Source organism: Planococcus kocurii, from assembly GCF_001465835.2.
GTDB lineage: Bacteria > Bacillota > Bacilli > Bacillales_A > Planococcaceae > Planococcus > Planococcus kocurii.
This window is the reverse complement of sequence record NZ_CP013661.2, coordinates 3,112,460-3,128,133: the sequence shown is the minus strand read 5'-3', so window position 1 is coordinate 3,128,133 and position 15,674 is coordinate 3,112,460. Positions and strand designations below refer to the sequence as shown.

The following is a 15,674-nucleotide window of genomic DNA, read 5'->3' as shown; positions in this document are numbered from 1 at the left end:
ATATAAAATCCCTTAAGCACTAGTACTTAAGGGAGAAAAGGCACACTTAATAAGCGTTCCGTCTACATGTAAACGACAAACGTCCGCACCTTCACCTTCTCCCATCCAGACTATACTGTCGGCTTTGGAATTTCACCAAATCCTGCGTTTTACGGCTCGCGGGCTTATGAACAGAGTTCAATTACCGCCGGTAGGGACTTTCACCCTGCCCCGAAGATGAATCGATATTTTGTTATAGCCTAATCGTAGTATAAAAAAGAAGCGTTGTAAACAAATTTGTTTACAACGCTTCTTTTCCTTATTGTATTGGCCATTCTAATAAATTAGGCGCTAGTGGAACGGGTAATGGCTGAGTAAAATCAAACCCGTTCCAACTATCAGACTGCAACCCTTTTACTGCTATTTTTTTATCAAAAGAAGCTGCAGTCAACGCCAAACTTTCAATCATTCGAACTGCTTCTAAACGATCCATTGTTTCTAAATCGACTGAGCCCTCAAAATCAATTTGCACCAAATCTCCAGTTTCTGATAGTTGGAAATCCACATTCCGTGGAATTGTAGCACGATAAAAGTCGTTTGGGCTTTGCGCAAGCGCTTCGATTGCTTCAGTCGCTGAAGCGAAAAGTCTATCGTACCCTGGAGCGAGATAAATTTCGCCATTTGTCGTTGTAAATGAATAATAAGCGACTTCTCTCTGTTTTGGACTGATTGCTTCTACAGATCCTACCTGGGAAAATTCTGCTGCAGAACCATCTTCATTGACTACTGTAATTTCAGCGACGTCTGGAAAAGTCGCCGAAAGTGTATTGAAATACACGCCTATACTTGCAGAAGCCAAATCGTATTGGTGATCCTGCGGCAAGATGTGGCGTATTCCTTTCACCGTTTTTTCTAAATTACCTAGATAGGGGTGGTACTCATCAAAGCCTAATTGCGTTTCGTCAATATCGTCTGCATATTGCTGATACAATTCAAGCGATGATGGTATTAAATCTCCAAATGCTGCTGTTATCTGATTTTCTGGAACAAGAAAAGAAACGGGCACCACGTTAGCATTTTCAGTTAAGCCGATCGTCATTAATGTCTGGTTTCCAATCGTTTCTTCGTAAACTGAAGTTCGCAACACTTCATCTGCTTGCGCTACAGAAAATTGATTTGATTCTTCAGTGCCGGATCTTTCAGCTTCAGACGAACTATCAGCTTGCTCTGAATTGTCAGTTGATGTTGCTACTGATTCTTCATTTGAACTGTCCTTATTTTGAGCAGCATCCAAGCCATTTTGACCGATAATGGAGGAGACCAGCATACCAAAGGCAATAAATGCCAATGCCGCTACAAGCAAGGGCAACCATTTTTTCGGACGCTTTTGACCTTTCTTTTGATCAACCAGCTGACTGTAAATTTTTTCTTTTGATCGATTGTCTTTTATTGAAGGGAAATCATTCAACAAATCTTCGATGGATTTATCGGTCCATTTGTCATTTGACATTGTCGTCTCCCCCTTCCCTAGCTATTAATTTTTCACGTAATGCTTTTATTGCACGATGTTGTGTTGTCTTCACTTTTCCTTCAGTCCAGCCTAAAACTTCTGCAGTTTCTGCGATCGACAAGTCTTGAAAAAACCGCATTATGACGACCATTTTCTGATCTCCTGTACACGTATCCAATGCTTTATAAAGAAATATTTTATCTTCATTCAATAAGGAAACTTCTTCTGGGAGTTTTTCAGACGACACCAATTGTTGTGTTTCCCAATCAAAATACGCCATCGAATGTTTTGTGCGTACTGCTGTTTTCCGAAAATGATCGATTGCCACGTTTTTTGCAATCGAAAAAAGCCATGTCTTTTCTGAACTTCTTCCTTCAAAGCGATCGTATGCTCGAAAGGCACGAATATACACTTCTTGCATCAAGTCTTCTGACACATGCCTATTTTTCACCAGATAAATCAAAAACTGAAAGACATCCTGATGAAATTCATCGTACAGTCGATGGAAAACGGAGTCATTCAATATACTCCCTCCGTTCTTAAGATTAGTCGTCTTCGTCTTTAGAAAGTTACATATTTTTCAAAGGCAGTAGGAAGGCAAAAGAAGTTCCATGCCCTTCTAAGCTTTCTGCGTATATTTTACCTTCATGGGCTTGGATAATGTTACTAGCGATGGCTAAACCTAGTCCTGTGCCACCTTTTCCAAGTGTTCTCGCTTTGTCTGCTTTGTAAAAACGCTCAAAGACAAATTCTAAATCTTTTTTTGAAATACCTATCCCGTTATCATTAATTGAAATTTTTGCGTACTCCTGCTGTTGTTCGACACGAACTACGACTTGTCCGTTTGCAGGTGTATGTCGTATAGCGTTATCTATCAAATTTGTCATGACTTGTTCAATTCGGTCTTGATCCATCTCACTAGCTGCCCAATCATCGATTGTCGTTTCAAACCTTAATTGAACGTCGTTTTCTTTGGCAATTTGAGAAAACTTTAATGTCATCCGCTCGATTGCACTGTTCAACTGAACAATTTCTTTATAAAGTCGCATGTGGCCTGATTCCAAACGCGCCAAATTCAGCAAGTCAGTAATCAATCGACCCATCCGCTGCGATTCTTCGTAAATAATTCTGGTCATTTCACGTCGTTCTTCTTCCGATGCCCCAACATCATCTAAAATCGCTTCACTATAGCCTTGAAGCATCGCAATTGGTGTTCGCAACTCATGTGATACATTAGCAATAAAGTCTTCTCTCAGCTTCTCTAGGCGATGTTGCTCTGTCATATTGTGCAAAACAGCGACAGCTCCCCGTATCGATTCGCCACTATATAAAGGACTGAAACTAATGGCGTAATAAGCACCTTCAATTTCGAGTTCTTCTTCAATTTCTTCTTCTAGACCTAGTACATGGTCAAGCATATGAAGCATTTCAGGCGGCAATGGCTGCGCTTTAGTCGAACCATTTTTGAAAATCCATTGCTGCAGTAATTTTTCAGCCGGTGGATTGCTCAACAAGATGGTTTTATCTTGATTAAAAGTAATGACCGCATCGGCCATTGATGTCAGAATACTTGATAATTGTTCTTTTTCCTGATTGATCACTTCCACATGATGCTTTAATTGACGGCCCATTTGATTGAACGCTGTAGCCAATTGACCAATTTCATCACTAGAAGTTGCCTTGACTTTTGTATCAAAATTTCCTTTCGCTAACTCAAAAGCACCTTCTCGCATTTTGCGGAGAGGAGAGGTAATCCGTGAGGATAAAAAGAAAGCAAAAAATGTTGTCAATAAAAGTGCGATAAACGCTGATAGAAATACAATATTAGTAGTTCGTTCTGCAGTGCGGTCCATCACTTCCAACGATTGATAGATAAATACGACACCATGGCGGTCTTCACCAGTCTTTAACGGACTAGCCAAGACAATATACGATTCCAGACGATTTTGTTCTGTTAGTGAAGGCAGGAGCATTTCTTTCATCACTGTTTCACTTGTCTCAAACACTTTTTGAAAAGAGGGTTCATTTAATATTTTTTCTCGGGTTTCAGCGCCATTCAATCCGTCATGAATGTAATAGCTACTATCAAAAGGCTCTTCAGCAATTACAGCATTGGTTTCTTGCCCAATAATATCCTCTATAATTTCTAACGAACTGGTCACTTCTTCATGATCATTAAAAATATTCGCAATCATATTGGCTTCACTGTTCAACGCTTCTTCCACTGTTTCACTGTGATAGTTCCCCAAAAACTCTAAAAGTAGAACTGTCACAATAAAAAGGACAAAGGAAACGAGAAGCAGGATCGTAATCCACAGCTTCCCGACAACACTATTCCATATTCTATTCATTGCCGACCTCAAATTTATAGCCGACGCCCCACACAGTAACAATCATCTTCGCAGCCGATTCAGACACGCGATTCAATTTTTCGCGTAACCGTTTAACGTGTGTATCGACTGTTCTCAAATCACCAAAAAAGTCGTAATGCCAAACTTCTTTCAGCAAATGCTCACGGTCAAAAACTTTGTCTGGTGCTTTTGCTAAAAAGTACAATAATTCATATTCCTTTGGCGTTAAATTTACTTCCACACCATCAGCCGTGACACGATGCGCATCGTGGTCGATCGTAAGATGAGGGAAAACTACCAAGTCTTTTGAAGCAGTTGAATTGGATATCGGTGAATAGGCAGATGAACGGCGTAAAATTGCCTTAACACGCAATACCACTTCTCTAGGACTAAACGGTTTAACAATGTAATCATCCGCTCCAGCTTCAAAGCCTTCTACTCGGTTAGCTTCTTCTCCTTTAGCGGTAAGCATGATAATCGGTGTCATTTTTGTTTCACGCAATTCTGTAGCAACTTCTACACCGTTTTTTTCAGGCATCATTAGATCGAGCAAGATGCAATGATAATCTTTTTCCAAAGCCATTTCTAATGCTTGAACACCATCTTCAGCTTCTTCTACTAAGTACCCTTCACGTTCTAAATACATTTTCAGCAATCGTCGAATCCGCTCTTCATCATCTACCACTAAAATCGTAATCTCTTCAGACATGCTAACCCCTCCAACTTTCTTCTATATATGTATCATTGTAACGATAACTCTGTAAAAAATAAAGAAAAGCACCAGCATGTATCAACTCAGAACGCTCTAATTTACCTAATAAATAAAAAGCCTTTTCCGTTTCCGGAAAAGGCTTATCTGTTTATGCGTAAGAATGTAACCCGGCAATTATTAAGTTGACTGCTACCAAGTTGAACATGATGATCACAAAGCCAATAACAGCCAGCCATGCAGACTTCTCACCTTGCCATCCTTTACCTAAACGCAAGTGCAAGTATGCTGCATAGAATAACCAGGTGATCAATGCCCATACTTCTTTCGGGTCCCAGCCCCAGAAACGCGACCAAGCAATTTGTGCCCAAATCATGGCGAATATTAAGGCACCTAGGGTGAAGACTGGAAATCCGATAATTACGGCGCGGTAACCAATTTCATCCATCAGCTGCAGATTAACATTTTTAACGAATGGTTTCAGAATTGCAGCAATACGCTTTCTGAAAACCAGACGAATCAACCAATAAAGAACTGTCCCGACCATCACTGACCAAAGAACAGTCGTCAGTTTTGCAGCATCAACAATGGCGGGCGTTTCGACTAGTGGTGTCATCGCAGCGTCTGTTAACGCTTCGTATTCATTCATACCAAAAATGGGTGGCATTGTATATGTGATCGCGGCTTCTTTAGCTTCTTTATCGACATAATTAAATTCTGCTTCATAGCCTGTAACAGAAAAGAACGAACTAGCTAATACAAAACCAAGTACTAATACTAGTGAGTACATAATCGCTTCAAGCCAAAAGCGTTGCTTAGATTTCTTCGTAAGGTCTACTACCTTTAATAGGTAAATTAGACCTGCCGCGGCACTAATAGCTAAAATTCCTTCTGCAATAACAACCGTGCTGACATGAATTGCCAACCAGTTTGTTTGCAGGGCTGGAATAAGTGGACTAACTTCACTCGGGAACATACTAGCAAATGCGATGATCAGTAAAGCAACAGGCAGTACGATCATACCAAGAACCGGCGTTCTGTAGAGGAAGTACAAAATGACAAATCCACCAACTAACGTCATACCGAAAGCTGTTGTAAATTCAAACATATTGCTTAGCGGTGCATGGCCAGTTGCGCCCCATCTAGTAAAGAAATAGCCTAGATTGGCAGCAAAACCGATAAGGGTAATAATAATTGCAACATTGCCCCATCGTTTTTCCGATTTAAATGTTCCCTCTTTATTGCCTTTAACTGCTCCACCAAAAACGAATGTTGCAATTAGATAAGCAATAAATGCTACATATAATAGGTTTGAACTTATATCAGCTAATGTCATGACAATATTTCACCTTCCTTTTCCGCTTTCTCTGTTTTGTCGATTTCATCTTGCTGATCTGTGTAAGCAGGCAATGATGCATACTCAGCAACTTGATCAAGATCTTTCTTTAAGCCGAACCAGTTTTTATTGGTATGACCCGCAAGCAAGATCGTGCCATCCGCTTTCTGTTGAATCCAGAAACGTCGATGGTTAAAGTACATCCCCTGTGCCACACCAATCATGAAGATCAAACCGCCAAGACCAAGAATCGGCAAAGTGCTATCTTTCCGAACTGTAAGACCCGATACATCACGCGTTTCAACACTTTGGAAAGTCAGTTTAAAGTCATTTTCACCTAATGGTTCTACTGTATTTTGAATCGTAATGAAACTTGTTTCTCCTTCTGGTGTTTCAGGAGTAGTCAATTTCACCAAGAAGCCAGGATTGTTCGGCAATGGTGTTGCCGTTTGTGGTTCACCGTTTTCAAAGCCTGAAAAATCTGGGTAGTAACCAAGTAGTTCAACAGTCGAACCACCTTCAAGTTCGTAATTTTTTTCCGGATCAATCAAATCAATGGTCAGTTCACCAAGCGATTCTTCTGTTTTTTTGTTAGTCAAAGCAAATGTCATTGTTTTCAATTCATCCAAACGGTAATCCATTTGGTAAATCGCATAGCCATCGAATTTTAAAGGCTGGTTGACACGAATCGGAAATTCTTTAACAACCTCCTGGCTATCAGCTGCTCCAGGCAATGCATCTTCTTTCTTCTGATACAAAATAACATCCGTTTGATAGTTTTTCGCTACCGTACCTACACGATCTAAGGCTTCACCGAAAATTTCTTCTTCGCCTTCACCTGAATAAGTTTCAAGTTCGAAGTTTTCGCTTTCTAGGTAATAGCCTGGCACTTCAGGAATGGCTCTAGTTTCACCTTCACGCAGCCATAAACTCTCATCGATATAAAAACCAGGAATCATGCGCAACATAACACCAAACAAAAAGATAATTAGTCCAATGTGATTGACGTACGGACCCCATCTGGAATAACGGCCTTTTTCAGCCAGCAATCCATTTTTATCCGTACGAACATTGTACTTTAACTCTTTTAACTTTGTTTCAGCTTTTTGTAGCGTGTCTTCTGAACCAGGTCCCTCAGCGTAAATACGCTGTTTTTCCATAAAACTTGGATGACGCAGAACACGCTGTTTTTTTAGTGATTTGTAAAGCGGGACAAAACGATCTAAGCTAGCAATTACTAAAGAAATAGCAAGCATGCCCACTAAGGCGATAAACCAATAAGAACTGTATAAGTCATGAAATCCAAGAGCATGATAAACCCGCCCTATACTGCCATAAGTATCTGCGTAATAATCCTTTATTGTTGCTTCCGTATTTGCCGGAACAAACGCTTGCTGCGGAAGAATCGTACCAATTGCTGCTGCTACCAGCAAGATAACAATAATACTGACGCCCACTTTAACACTTGAAAAGAAGTTCCAAATTTTATCAATAATAGATTTGTTATACGTTTGTGAACGTCTTGCCGTTCCTTCATAACGCATGTCCACCAGTTTGCTCTTTTGATCTTTTTCAGTCAAAGACCGCCCGCACGATTCACAAAGTTTCGTACCCGGCGGATTTACATGACCGCATTGACATTGCAAATTCTCCATCCCAAAAATCTCCTTAGTCAGGTTTAATTTCTTCCATAAACCCTTCAATATCCTGTTCGGTCATTTCACCTGTAATGATGCGCTGAATATTTCCTTCCGGATTAACAAGCACTGTAGTTGGCAATGGCCTGATGTTATAGGCCGTCATCACACTTTTTGTTTTATCAATCACTACTGGAAAAGACAAGCCGTATTGATCCGCAAAAGATTGGACTTCAAAATCCGATTGAGCAATGTTTACTGCAAGCACTTGAACGCCTTGGTCTGAAAAGACATCAAATTGCCGATCCATAGCTGGCATTTCTTTCGCACACGGTTTGCACCACGTACCCCAGAAATTCAAAAAGACACCTTGACCTTCATAATCTGATAATTTGTGATTATTGCCTTCAAGATCTACTAAAGCAAAATCAGGAGCTTTATCACCGACTTTAAGTACACTGACATCTTCAGCTGTTGCACTGTTGTAGATGGTATAACCTATAGCAGCTATTAAAATCGCCAAAATTGCCGTTCTCATCACAGCTCGTCTTTGCTTCTTGTTGTTGTTTTTCTTCTTTCCTTGCTCATCCATGCTTGTTCCTCCTTCGAGGTATATTAGACAAACCTAATTATAACAAAGTTTAAACAGTCACAAGTCTGGAGTTTTGAAGGGTTTGTGAACGTTAGACGCGTTTGCCTGTATCCGCTAATACACGCAATAATTTGACTTCATGCGAAGAAAGTTCACGTGATTCACCAGCATTCAAGCCGTGTAGAGTTAGAAAAGCAAACTGCTCACGACTCAATTTCTGAACTGGGAAGCCAATTGCTTCAAACATTCTACGGACTTGGCGGTTTCTTCCTTCATGGATGGTAATTTGCACGATTGCCTTACCTGTCTTTTTATCACCAGACAGTAGCTTTACTCTAGCAGGTGCTGTCATGCCATCTTCTAGTTTGATGCCACGTTCTAGTTTTTTCAAATCGTCTCTTTCTGGAATCCCTTTTAAGCGAGCTACATACGTTTTATCAATTTCGAACTTTGGATGTGTCAGCATGTTGGCAAATTCGCCATCGTTCGTCATGATCAGTAAACCAGATGTATCATAATCTAAACGCCCGACTGGGTATATCCGTTTTTCAATATCTGTGAAAAAATCCGTGACAACTTTCCGATTTTTATCATCAGAAACAGCGGAAATGACACCACGTGGCTTATACAGCAAATAATAGACCTTCTGCTCTTTTTCAAGCTGAACGCCTTCTACTTCGATCTTATCTGAACTTGAAACTTTTACGCCAAGTTCTTTAATTGTTTTTCCATTGACTCTTACTTTGCCGTCCAAAATCAATTGTTCTGATTTACGTCTTGATGCTACGCCTGCGTGTGCAAGTACTTTCTGTAATCTTTCCATAAATAAGTTCACCTCATTAGTATTTTTTTCGAAAAGCGTACGCGCCTGATGAACACAGGTGCTGCAGCCAAACAAGCGAAAACGGAAATGTGTCTCGTTTCTTGTTTAACCGAGCCAAGCACTGCAAATGTATTACAATAACTCGATATGCCGTTCGTTCCTCTCGGAATTATGTCACATTTTCTGTAAAAGCGGAAGCGCTAAGCTCAAAAGAAAAGAAGACTGTCAATAACACAGCCTTCTAGAACAACCTTACACTTTTACTTCTTCTTTAAAGGCTTCTTGAAAATTCGTCATAAAAAGATCCGTATCTTCATCCAAATCATTTGCTGCTTCTTCAGGTAATGGTGGAAGTTCGTCTAAACTTTTTAATCCAAAATAATTTAAAAACTCGCTTGTCGTCCCGTATAAAATGGCACGACCGGTTCCTTCTACACGTCCTGCTTCTTGAACAAGTCCTTTAGCAGTTAACGTTTGAAGAGCTTTTTCGCTTTTCACTCCGCGTAAGTCTTCTACTTCAACTCGTGTAATGGGTTGCTTATAAGCAATTATCGCTAATACTTCTAACGAAGCTTGAGACAATGCTTGGACGGTCGGATTTTCCACTAACTTTTGAATTGTCTCAGCTACTTCTGGTTTAGTGACAAGTTGAAAGACACCTGCTAATTCCTTAAGGGCAATGCCACTGACAGAAGCGTCATAGCGTGAATGCAATTCACTAATACCCGCTTGCAACTCTTCATTGCTCACTTCTGTTAAAAATTGAAGCTGTTTTAATGTTAGGCCATCATCTCCTGCCACAAAAAGCAGCGCCTCTATTTTACTCGAAAGATTCGTCTTCATATTCCCACTTGTCCTTTCTGAGCTCCACCATCAAATCCGTGAAATTCATTTGTTGCTCTACTGCAATGACTTGACGTTTCATCAACTCTAAAATTGATAAGAACGATACCACCAATACAGTCTTATCATTTGATGGAAATAAATCACTAAAAGACGTACGACCTTTTGACAATTTTAATTGGTCGACAATAGCTGTCATTTGTTGTTTGATGGAAATTTCCTGACGAGTGATGCGCGCAGACAAAGGCGATTTTAACTGTTTCCGACGCAGCATCTTCTGAAAAGCCCCAAGCATATCATATGCATTCACATCAAGATCAACTTGCTCACCGGGAATAGTTGCTTGGATTTCCGATAAATCCATTGGTGCTTTCGTATAGATGGCGGAACGATTACTTTCTAACTCTCTTAAATTCGAGGAAGCATCTTTGAATTTACGGTATTCTACAAGTCGCGATACCAATTCTTCTCGTGGGTCCTGCTCATCAAAGTCATACTCTACTTCATCGAGCTCTCCTTCATGCACTGGCAGTAAGGTTTTACTCTTAATCGCAATCAAAGTTGCCGCCATAACAAGATACTCACTCGCTTCATTCAATTCTAGAACTTGCATCGCACGTATGTGTTCCATATACTGTGAAGTAATCTGTGAAACAGGAATATCGTAAATATCAATTTCCAAACGGTGGATTAAATGCAATAATAAATCAAGAGGACCTTCAAAGGCCTCCACTTTCACTTCGTAAGACATTACTATACCACCTGACTGTTTAAATACTCATCTATCCCAGTTAATGGGCAATTATTCTTTATTATAGTAGAAAGGGGATCAAAATGCATCCACTTCACCATCCGCTGTTTATTCAGTACATTATTAATTTTAATCAAGAAAAAGATTTTTTCGAATGCCATGAAGTCGGAGAAGATTATTGGAAGTCTGTTGCCCCGAAAGACAAATTACATCCCTTGACTGGCTGGATTCAATTAGCAGTCGGCATGTACCATTGGCGAAGAAGCAATTATCCCGGTGCACTGCGGTCGTTTATCCGCGCCAAGGTAAAGCTTTCAGCAGGAGGAGTTTGGGTTGACGGAGTTGATCATGAAAAGCTAATCGGTATTTTAACCGATTCGATTAAAGCTGTCACAGAACGCAAGCCTTTTGTCGCACAAGACATTCCTATTGTTTCAGAAAATCTAAAACAAGCAGTAGAATCCTATCGTTTAGAAAATCCGCTAACGCTGCAAGATCCTTATTTCCTCATGCATAAGCATAGACTTCGTGACCGATCTTCAATCATTAGTTTACGCGAACAAAAAAAAGGCGAAACCTTTAAATTAAAGGTCGCCTTTTTTTTCTGGACATTTTTTGAGAAACGCATCTGTTTCTTCCGTTGAAAGCATTTCTCGATCTTGCATTATACGCTGAATTTTGCCTATCATTTCACGACCGATTCCTTCTCCGCGATGAGAAGGGTTCACAGATATGTGATGGATGGTGAAAGTTTCTTCGCTAACTTCCACACCTAATAGCCCGACAAAATCATCCTCTTTTTTCCAAAGGAATAATTGCCAATCGGGGTTTTCCTCGTAAATATGCATCGTTTGTTGAAGCTTTTTTAACTCTCGTTCTTTCGGCATGAACGACATAAGCCCCATAGCAATTTTTTCGAATGATTTCTTATATCTGAATAACATAATTAAATCCCTCATTTTCGTCTAAAAGCGGCTTTTACCATATTACTATAGATCTCTTGATAACTCAAGAGAGCCTTCTTTATCCGCTAATGACATTTTCTGCAAAAAAGATCCAGTAAATAATCCCCCACGCCATCGCCATCGCTAGAATAAAAAGCAGTAAGATCAGGTTCCCTTTTTTCATCTTTGGACAGCCTTTTGAGAATAAGGTAAGTCTTGTTTGATCAAATCATCATTCGTTTCACGTTTTACAACGAGTTGATGATTGCCGTTTTCAACAAATACAACAGCTGGTCGTGCAATGCGATTGTAATTGCTTGCCATTGAATAACCATAAGCTCCTGTGCAGAAAACACTTAAAAGGTCTCCTGCTTCTACTAGTGGCAATTCAGCCTGTTCGATAAGTTTATCTCCTGACTCACAACATTTTCCAGCAATTGTGTATTGCTCGGTCATAGCTGCATTTGCTTTATTGGCAAGGAGCGAACTGTATTTCGCTCCGTACAAAGCAGGACGAATATTATCGGACATTCCTCCGTCAACCGCAGCATACTTCCGCGTTCCTGGAACTTCTTTTGTTGATCCAATCGTATAAAGCGTCGTTCCGGCATCTCCAATCAAGGAACGGCCTGGTTCAATCCAAATTTCAGGAATCGGATAACCCAATGCTTCAGAAGTTTGTTTCACGGTTTCAATCATTTTACTGACATAGACAGCTGGTTCAAGGGGTTGATCTTCTGCAGTATAGCGAATACCAAAGCCGCCACCTAAATTTAATACGGCACATGTATAACCGAATTGCTGTTGCCATCCAGCCATTTTTCGCAGTAATTTTTCAGAAGCTAACTGAAATGCACTCGTATCAAAAATTTGTGAACCAATATGACAATGTAGACCCATTAGATTCAAATATTGGTGATTATAGGTTTGCTCGAATGCCTCGTCAGCCTGACCATTTTTCAAATCAAAACCGAATTTCGAGTCTTCTTGTCCGGTCGTGATGTAGTCATGTGTGTGAGCTTCAATGCCCGGGGTGACACGCAACAAAATATTCATTGATTGCTTGGTTTGCTCGGAAAGTTTTTTTAGTAAGTCGATTTCGTAAAAGTTATCGACTACAATGCAACCGATTCCTACTTGAAACGCCATCTGCAATTCTTCCAGGCTTTTGTTGTTGCCGTGAAAATGAATTTTCTCAACCGGAAATCCTGCCTTGACCGCTGTGTATAATTCTCCGGCAGAAACCACGTCTAGCGACAGATTTTCTTCTGCTGCCACTTGATAGATTGCAACCGTCGAAAAAGCTTTACTGGCGTAAGCGACTTGATAGCCAATTCCGGCATCTATAAAGGTTTGTTGGAACGCTCTAGCGCGTTTACGGAATAATTGAATGTCGTAAACATAAAGTGGTGTGCCGTAATTCTCAGCTAACGCCACTGAATCGGTCCCACCGATCGTCAAATGACCTTGCTCATTAATTGTTTGTGTGCCATATAAATGCAAAAAAAGCGCCTCCTTATGATGTGTTATTCAAAGAGTTTAAGAAGAAAGAGCAGAATTATCCCCTACTATTCACTAAAAAAGCCTCTCTTCTAGTTTCACTTATGTATATGAAAAATCTTGCTGAGCAATTACCCAGCAAGATTTTGTCAATCGGTTATCAAAGCTGAAATCAGTTTGATTTTTTCAACCGGTCTACTTGTATATTCGATACTATTATATATCATTTTAGAACATTCTGCGAGCTCTTCTGTATTTGAATAAATTGTAGCAATGGCCTCGCCAGTTTTTACAAAGTCTCCAACTTTCTTATGAAGAACAATGCCAACAGCTAAATCGATAACCGATTCTTTTGTTGCTCTGCCTGCACCTAACACCATAGCCGCTGTGCCGATTTCGTCCGCTTCCATAAATGAAATATAACCTTCTTCTTTAGAGGGAACTTCTGTTATAAATTTAGCTTGTGGCAATAATGTGACATCATCCACCACCGCTGGATTTCCGCCTTGATCCTCAATAAATTGCTTGAGAACTTCCAAAGCTTGTCCGTTCTCAATTACTTTTTCCAGCATCGCACGTGCTTCTTCTAAGGTTGCGGCTTTACCACCAACGACAACCATTTGACTGCCTAGTACCATACACAGTTCGGTTAAATCTTCCGGACCTTTACCTTGTAATGTTTCGATTGCTTCTTTAACTTCTAAAGCATTACCAATCGCAAATCCAAGAGGTTGGCTCATATCAGAAATAATCGCCATTGTTTTTCTGCCTGTTGCATTGCCAATTCCAACCATCGCATGCGCTAGTTCTTTAGCGTCTTCAGGCGTTTTCATGAACGCACCTTCGCCCGTTTTAACGTCTAAAACGATTGCATCTGCTCCTGCTGCAATTTTCTTACTCATAATCGAGCTTGCTATTAGCGGTATGCTGTTAACGGTTCCCGTTACATCACGCAGTGCGTACATTTTTTTATCTGCTGGAGTCAAGTTACCACTTTGTCCAATTACCGCTAGTTTATGGTCATTTACTTGTTTGATAAAATCTTCTGTTGAAAGTTCAACATGAAAACCATCGATTGCTTCTAGCTTATCTATCGTTCCACCCGTATGACCTAGACCACGACCACTCATTTTTGCAACTGGAACGCCACATGCCGCAACTAAAGGTCCAAGAACCAATGTTGTCGTGTCTCCCACTCCGCCGGTAGAGTGCTTATCCACTTTAATGCCTTCGATTGCTGATAAATCGATTTGGTCGCCTGACTCTGCCATCGCCATTGTTAAATCTGCGCGTTCACGCTCTGTCATGTTTTGAAAATAAACTGCCATTAGAAAAGCGCTCATTTGGTAATCAGCGATGTCTCCATTTGTATAGCCAGTGATGATGAACGTAATTTCTTCAGTCGATAATTCGTTGCCGTCTCGTTTTTTTTCAATCAGGTCTACCATTCTCATGAATATTACCGCCTTCTCCATTTAGTTTTCATTTCAAATAAAACATACTTAACCATTTAAACGAGACAAAAAACTTTTTCCGAATTTAGGCATATCCACCGAAAAGTTCTCCGCAATGGTTGCGCCAATGTCTGCAAATGTCTTTCCTGTTTCAAGCTCTTGACCACCGCTAAAACGTGGTGAATAAGCTAAAAGCGGCACATACTCACGCGTATGATCTGTACCAGGGAATGTTGGGTCGTTGCCGTGATCTGCCGTAAGGATTAACAAATCATCTTGCTGCATGTTTTCCAACACTTCTGGAAGACGCACATCAAAAGCTTCTAACGCCTCCCCGTAACCTTGAGGATTTCTTCTATGTCCATAAAGTGCGTCAAAATCCACAAGATTTAAAAAGCTTAATCCATGAAAATCTTCTTTAACGACTTTCACTAGTTTATCCATGCCGTCCATATTGTCTTTTGTGCGAATTGCTTTTGTGACACCTGCACCGTTGTAAATATCATCGATTTTGCCGATAGCAATAACATCTTTGCCACCATCTTTTAATTCGTTCATCACCGTACGGTCAAATGGTGCTAGAGCATAGTCATGGCGATTTGATGTTCGTTTAAATGCTCCAGGCTCTCCAAGAAATGGACGCGCAATAATACGACCTACTAAATATTCGGGTGCTAATGTCAATTCACGTGCAATTTCACAAATCTGATACAGTTCTTCTAAAGGAACAATTTCTTCATGAGCTGCGATTTGCAATACAGGATCTGCAGATGTGTAGACAATAATTGCGCCTGTTTCCATATGTTGTTGACCCAGCTCGTCTAAAATTTCAGTGCCACTCGCTGGTTTGTTGCCGATTACTTTACGACCTGTCTTTTCTTCAAGTTGCTGAATTAACTCTTCTGGGAAACCGTTCGGATATACTTTAAACGGGGTATCAATGTTCAATCCCATGATTTCCCAATGTCCTGTCATTGTATCTTTTCCAACAGAAGCTTCTTGTAATTTGCCATAATAAGCAGCTGGCGAATCTACGTGTGCAAGCCCTTTCACGGGCACGATGTTGCCGAGACCTAACTTTTCCATGTTCGGCATCGTTAATCCGCCTACAGTTTCCGCAATGTGGCCGAGTGTGTCTGATCCTTTATCACCGTATGCTTCAGCGTCATGCGCTTCTCCAATGCCTACCGAATCTAATACTACTAAGTGAACGCGTTTAAATGGTTGGGTCGTCATAAGTATTCC

General features: G+C 40.4%; 15 protein-coding genes and 1 riboswitch. Of the genes, 1 reads left to right on the top strand and 14 read right to left on the bottom strand.

Annotation, left to right across the window (positions count from 1 at the left end):
- Positions 1-89: 89 nt before the first annotated feature.
- A riboswitch (FMN riboswitch) is annotated at positions 90-222 on the bottom strand.
- A 76-nt stretch (positions 223-298) separates the two neighbouring features.
- The 10 genes from AUO94_RS15170 to AUO94_RS15125 form a co-directional block, all read right to left on the bottom strand.
- Complete coding sequence (locus tag AUO94_RS15170; protein ID WP_058385020.1) at positions 299-1,489, bottom strand: hypothetical protein; 1,191 nt, start codon at positions 1,487-1,489, stop codon at positions 299-301.
- Positions 1,479-2,012, bottom strand: a complete 534-nt coding sequence (locus tag AUO94_RS15165; protein WP_058385019.1) for an RNA polymerase sigma factor SigX — start codon at positions 2,010-2,012, stop codon at positions 1,479-1,481. The genes AUO94_RS15170 and AUO94_RS15165 overlap by 11 nt, the downstream gene beginning before the upstream one ends.
- A gap of 46 nt (positions 2,013-2,058) precedes the next feature.
- On the bottom strand, positions 2,059-3,840 hold the full coding sequence (locus tag AUO94_RS15160; RefSeq protein ID WP_058385018.1) for an ATP-binding protein: 1,782 nt from the start codon (positions 3,838-3,840) through the stop codon (positions 2,059-2,061).
- Complete coding sequence (locus tag AUO94_RS15155; protein ID WP_058385017.1) at positions 3,833-4,549, bottom strand: response regulator transcription factor; 717 nt, start codon at positions 4,547-4,549, stop codon at positions 3,833-3,835. Before AUO94_RS15155 ends, AUO94_RS15160 begins: the two co-directional genes overlap by 8 nt.
- Before the next feature lie 151 nt (positions 4,550-4,700).
- The gene (ccsB, locus tag AUO94_RS15150) at positions 4,701-5,885 is read right to left on the bottom strand and encodes a c-type cytochrome biogenesis protein CcsB (protein ID WP_058385016.1); all 1,185 of its coding nucleotides are present in this window, start codon (positions 5,883-5,885) and stop codon (positions 4,701-4,703) included.
- Complete coding sequence (locus tag AUO94_RS15145; protein WP_058385015.1) at positions 5,882-7,540, bottom strand: cytochrome c biogenesis ResB family protein; 1,659 nt, start codon at positions 7,538-7,540, stop codon at positions 5,882-5,884. The genes ccsB and AUO94_RS15145 overlap by 4 nt, the downstream gene beginning before the upstream one ends.
- Before the next feature lie 13 nt (positions 7,541-7,553).
- On the bottom strand, positions 7,554-8,114 hold the full coding sequence (gene resA / locus AUO94_RS15140) for a thiol-disulfide oxidoreductase ResA (RefSeq protein WP_058385014.1): 561 nt from the start codon (positions 8,112-8,114) through the stop codon (positions 7,554-7,556).
- A gap of 91 nt (positions 8,115-8,205) precedes the next feature.
- Entirely contained in the window at positions 8,206-8,937 is a 732-nt protein-coding gene (locus AUO94_RS15135; RefSeq protein WP_058385013.1) for a pseudouridine synthase, read from the bottom strand.
- 252 nt (positions 8,938-9,189) lie between these two features.
- Positions 9,190-9,780, bottom strand: a complete 591-nt coding sequence (gene scpB / locus AUO94_RS15130; protein ID WP_058385012.1) for an SMC-Scp complex subunit ScpB — start codon at positions 9,778-9,780, stop codon at positions 9,190-9,192.
- Positions 9,758-10,531, bottom strand: coding sequence for a segregation/condensation protein A (locus AUO94_RS15125; RefSeq protein WP_058385011.1), 774 nt, complete (start codon positions 10,529-10,531; stop codon positions 9,758-9,760). The genes scpB and AUO94_RS15125 overlap by 23 nt, the downstream gene beginning before the upstream one ends.
- 83 nt (positions 10,532-10,614) lie before the next feature.
- Between AUO94_RS15125 and AUO94_RS15120 the strand changes: the two genes are divergently transcribed.
- Positions 10,615-11,175 carry a DUF309 domain-containing protein gene (locus tag AUO94_RS15120; protein ID WP_062429938.1) on the top strand — a complete coding sequence of 187 codons (561 nt, stop codon included), beginning with the start codon at positions 10,615-10,617 and terminating at the stop codon, positions 11,173-11,175.
- Here AUO94_RS15120 and AUO94_RS15115 read toward each other — a convergent pair.
- From AUO94_RS15115 to deoB, 4 genes are all read right to left on the bottom strand, one after another.
- Entirely contained in the window at positions 11,116-11,475 is a 360-nt protein-coding gene (locus AUO94_RS15115) for a GNAT family N-acetyltransferase (protein ID WP_058385009.1), read from the bottom strand. The two genes, AUO94_RS15120 and AUO94_RS15115, sit on opposite strands and share 60 nt — an antisense overlap.
- A 180-nt stretch (positions 11,476-11,655) precedes the next feature.
- A complete protein-coding gene (gene lysA, locus AUO94_RS15110; protein ID WP_058385008.1) occupies positions 11,656-12,978 on the bottom strand; it encodes a diaminopimelate decarboxylase in 1,323 nt (440 codons plus the stop codon).
- 146 nt (positions 12,979-13,124) lie between these two features.
- A complete protein-coding gene (locus tag AUO94_RS15105; RefSeq protein ID WP_058385007.1) occupies positions 13,125-14,429 on the bottom strand; it encodes a pyrimidine-nucleoside phosphorylase in 1,305 nt (434 codons plus the stop codon).
- A 48-nt stretch (positions 14,430-14,477) separates the two neighbouring features.
- On the bottom strand, positions 14,478-15,665 hold the full coding sequence (deoB, locus tag AUO94_RS15100; protein ID WP_058385006.1) for a phosphopentomutase: 1,188 nt from the start codon (positions 15,663-15,665) through the stop codon (positions 14,478-14,480).
- Positions 15,666-15,674: the final 9 nt, after the last annotated feature.

What these genes read in the sequence shown, in the direction of transcription:
- AUO94_RS15170 (WP_058385020.1), bottom strand. Translation starts at nt 1,489, where the DNA reads ATGTCAAATGACAAATGGACCGATAAATCCATCGAAGATTTGTTGAAT.
- AUO94_RS15160 (WP_058385018.1), bottom strand. Translation starts at nt 3,840, where the DNA reads ATGAATAGAATATGGAATAGTGTTGTCGGGAAGCTGTGGATTACGATC.
- AUO94_RS15155 (WP_058385017.1), bottom strand. Translation starts at nt 4,549, where the DNA reads ATGTCTGAAGAGATTACGATTTTAGTGGTAGATGATGAAGAGCGGATT.
- ccsB (WP_058385016.1), bottom strand. Translation starts at nt 5,885, where the DNA reads ATGACATTAGCTGATATAAGTTCAAACCTATTATATGTAGCATTTATT.
- AUO94_RS15145 (WP_058385015.1), bottom strand. Translation starts at nt 7,540, where the DNA reads ATGGAGAATTTGCAATGTCAATGCGGTCATGTAAATCCGCCGGGTACG.
- resA (WP_058385014.1), bottom strand. Translation starts at nt 8,114, where the DNA reads ATGGATGAGCAAGGAAAGAAGAAAAACAACAACAAGAAGCAAAGACGA.
- AUO94_RS15135 (WP_058385013.1), bottom strand. Translation starts at nt 8,937, where the DNA reads ATGGAAAGATTACAGAAAGTACTTGCACACGCAGGCGTAGCATCAAGA.
- scpB (WP_058385012.1), bottom strand. Translation starts at nt 9,780, where the DNA reads ATGAAGACGAATCTTTCGAGTAAAATAGAGGCGCTGCTTTTTGTGGCA.
- AUO94_RS15125 (WP_058385011.1), bottom strand. Translation starts at nt 10,531, where the DNA reads ATGTCTTACGAAGTGAAAGTGGAGGCCTTTGAAGGTCCTCTTGATTTA.
- AUO94_RS15120 (WP_062429938.1), top strand. Translation starts at nt 10,615, where the DNA reads ATGCATCCACTTCACCATCCGCTGTTTATTCAGTACATTATTAATTTT.
- AUO94_RS15115 (WP_058385009.1), bottom strand. Translation starts at nt 11,475, where the DNA reads ATGTTATTCAGATATAAGAAATCATTCGAAAAAATTGCTATGGGGCTT.
- AUO94_RS15105 (WP_058385007.1), bottom strand. Translation starts at nt 14,429, where the DNA reads ATGAGAATGGTAGACCTGATTGAAAAAAAACGAGACGGCAACGAATTA.
- deoB (WP_058385006.1), bottom strand. Translation starts at nt 15,665, where the DNA reads ATGACGACCCAACCATTTAAACGCGTTCACTTAGTAGTATTAGATTCG.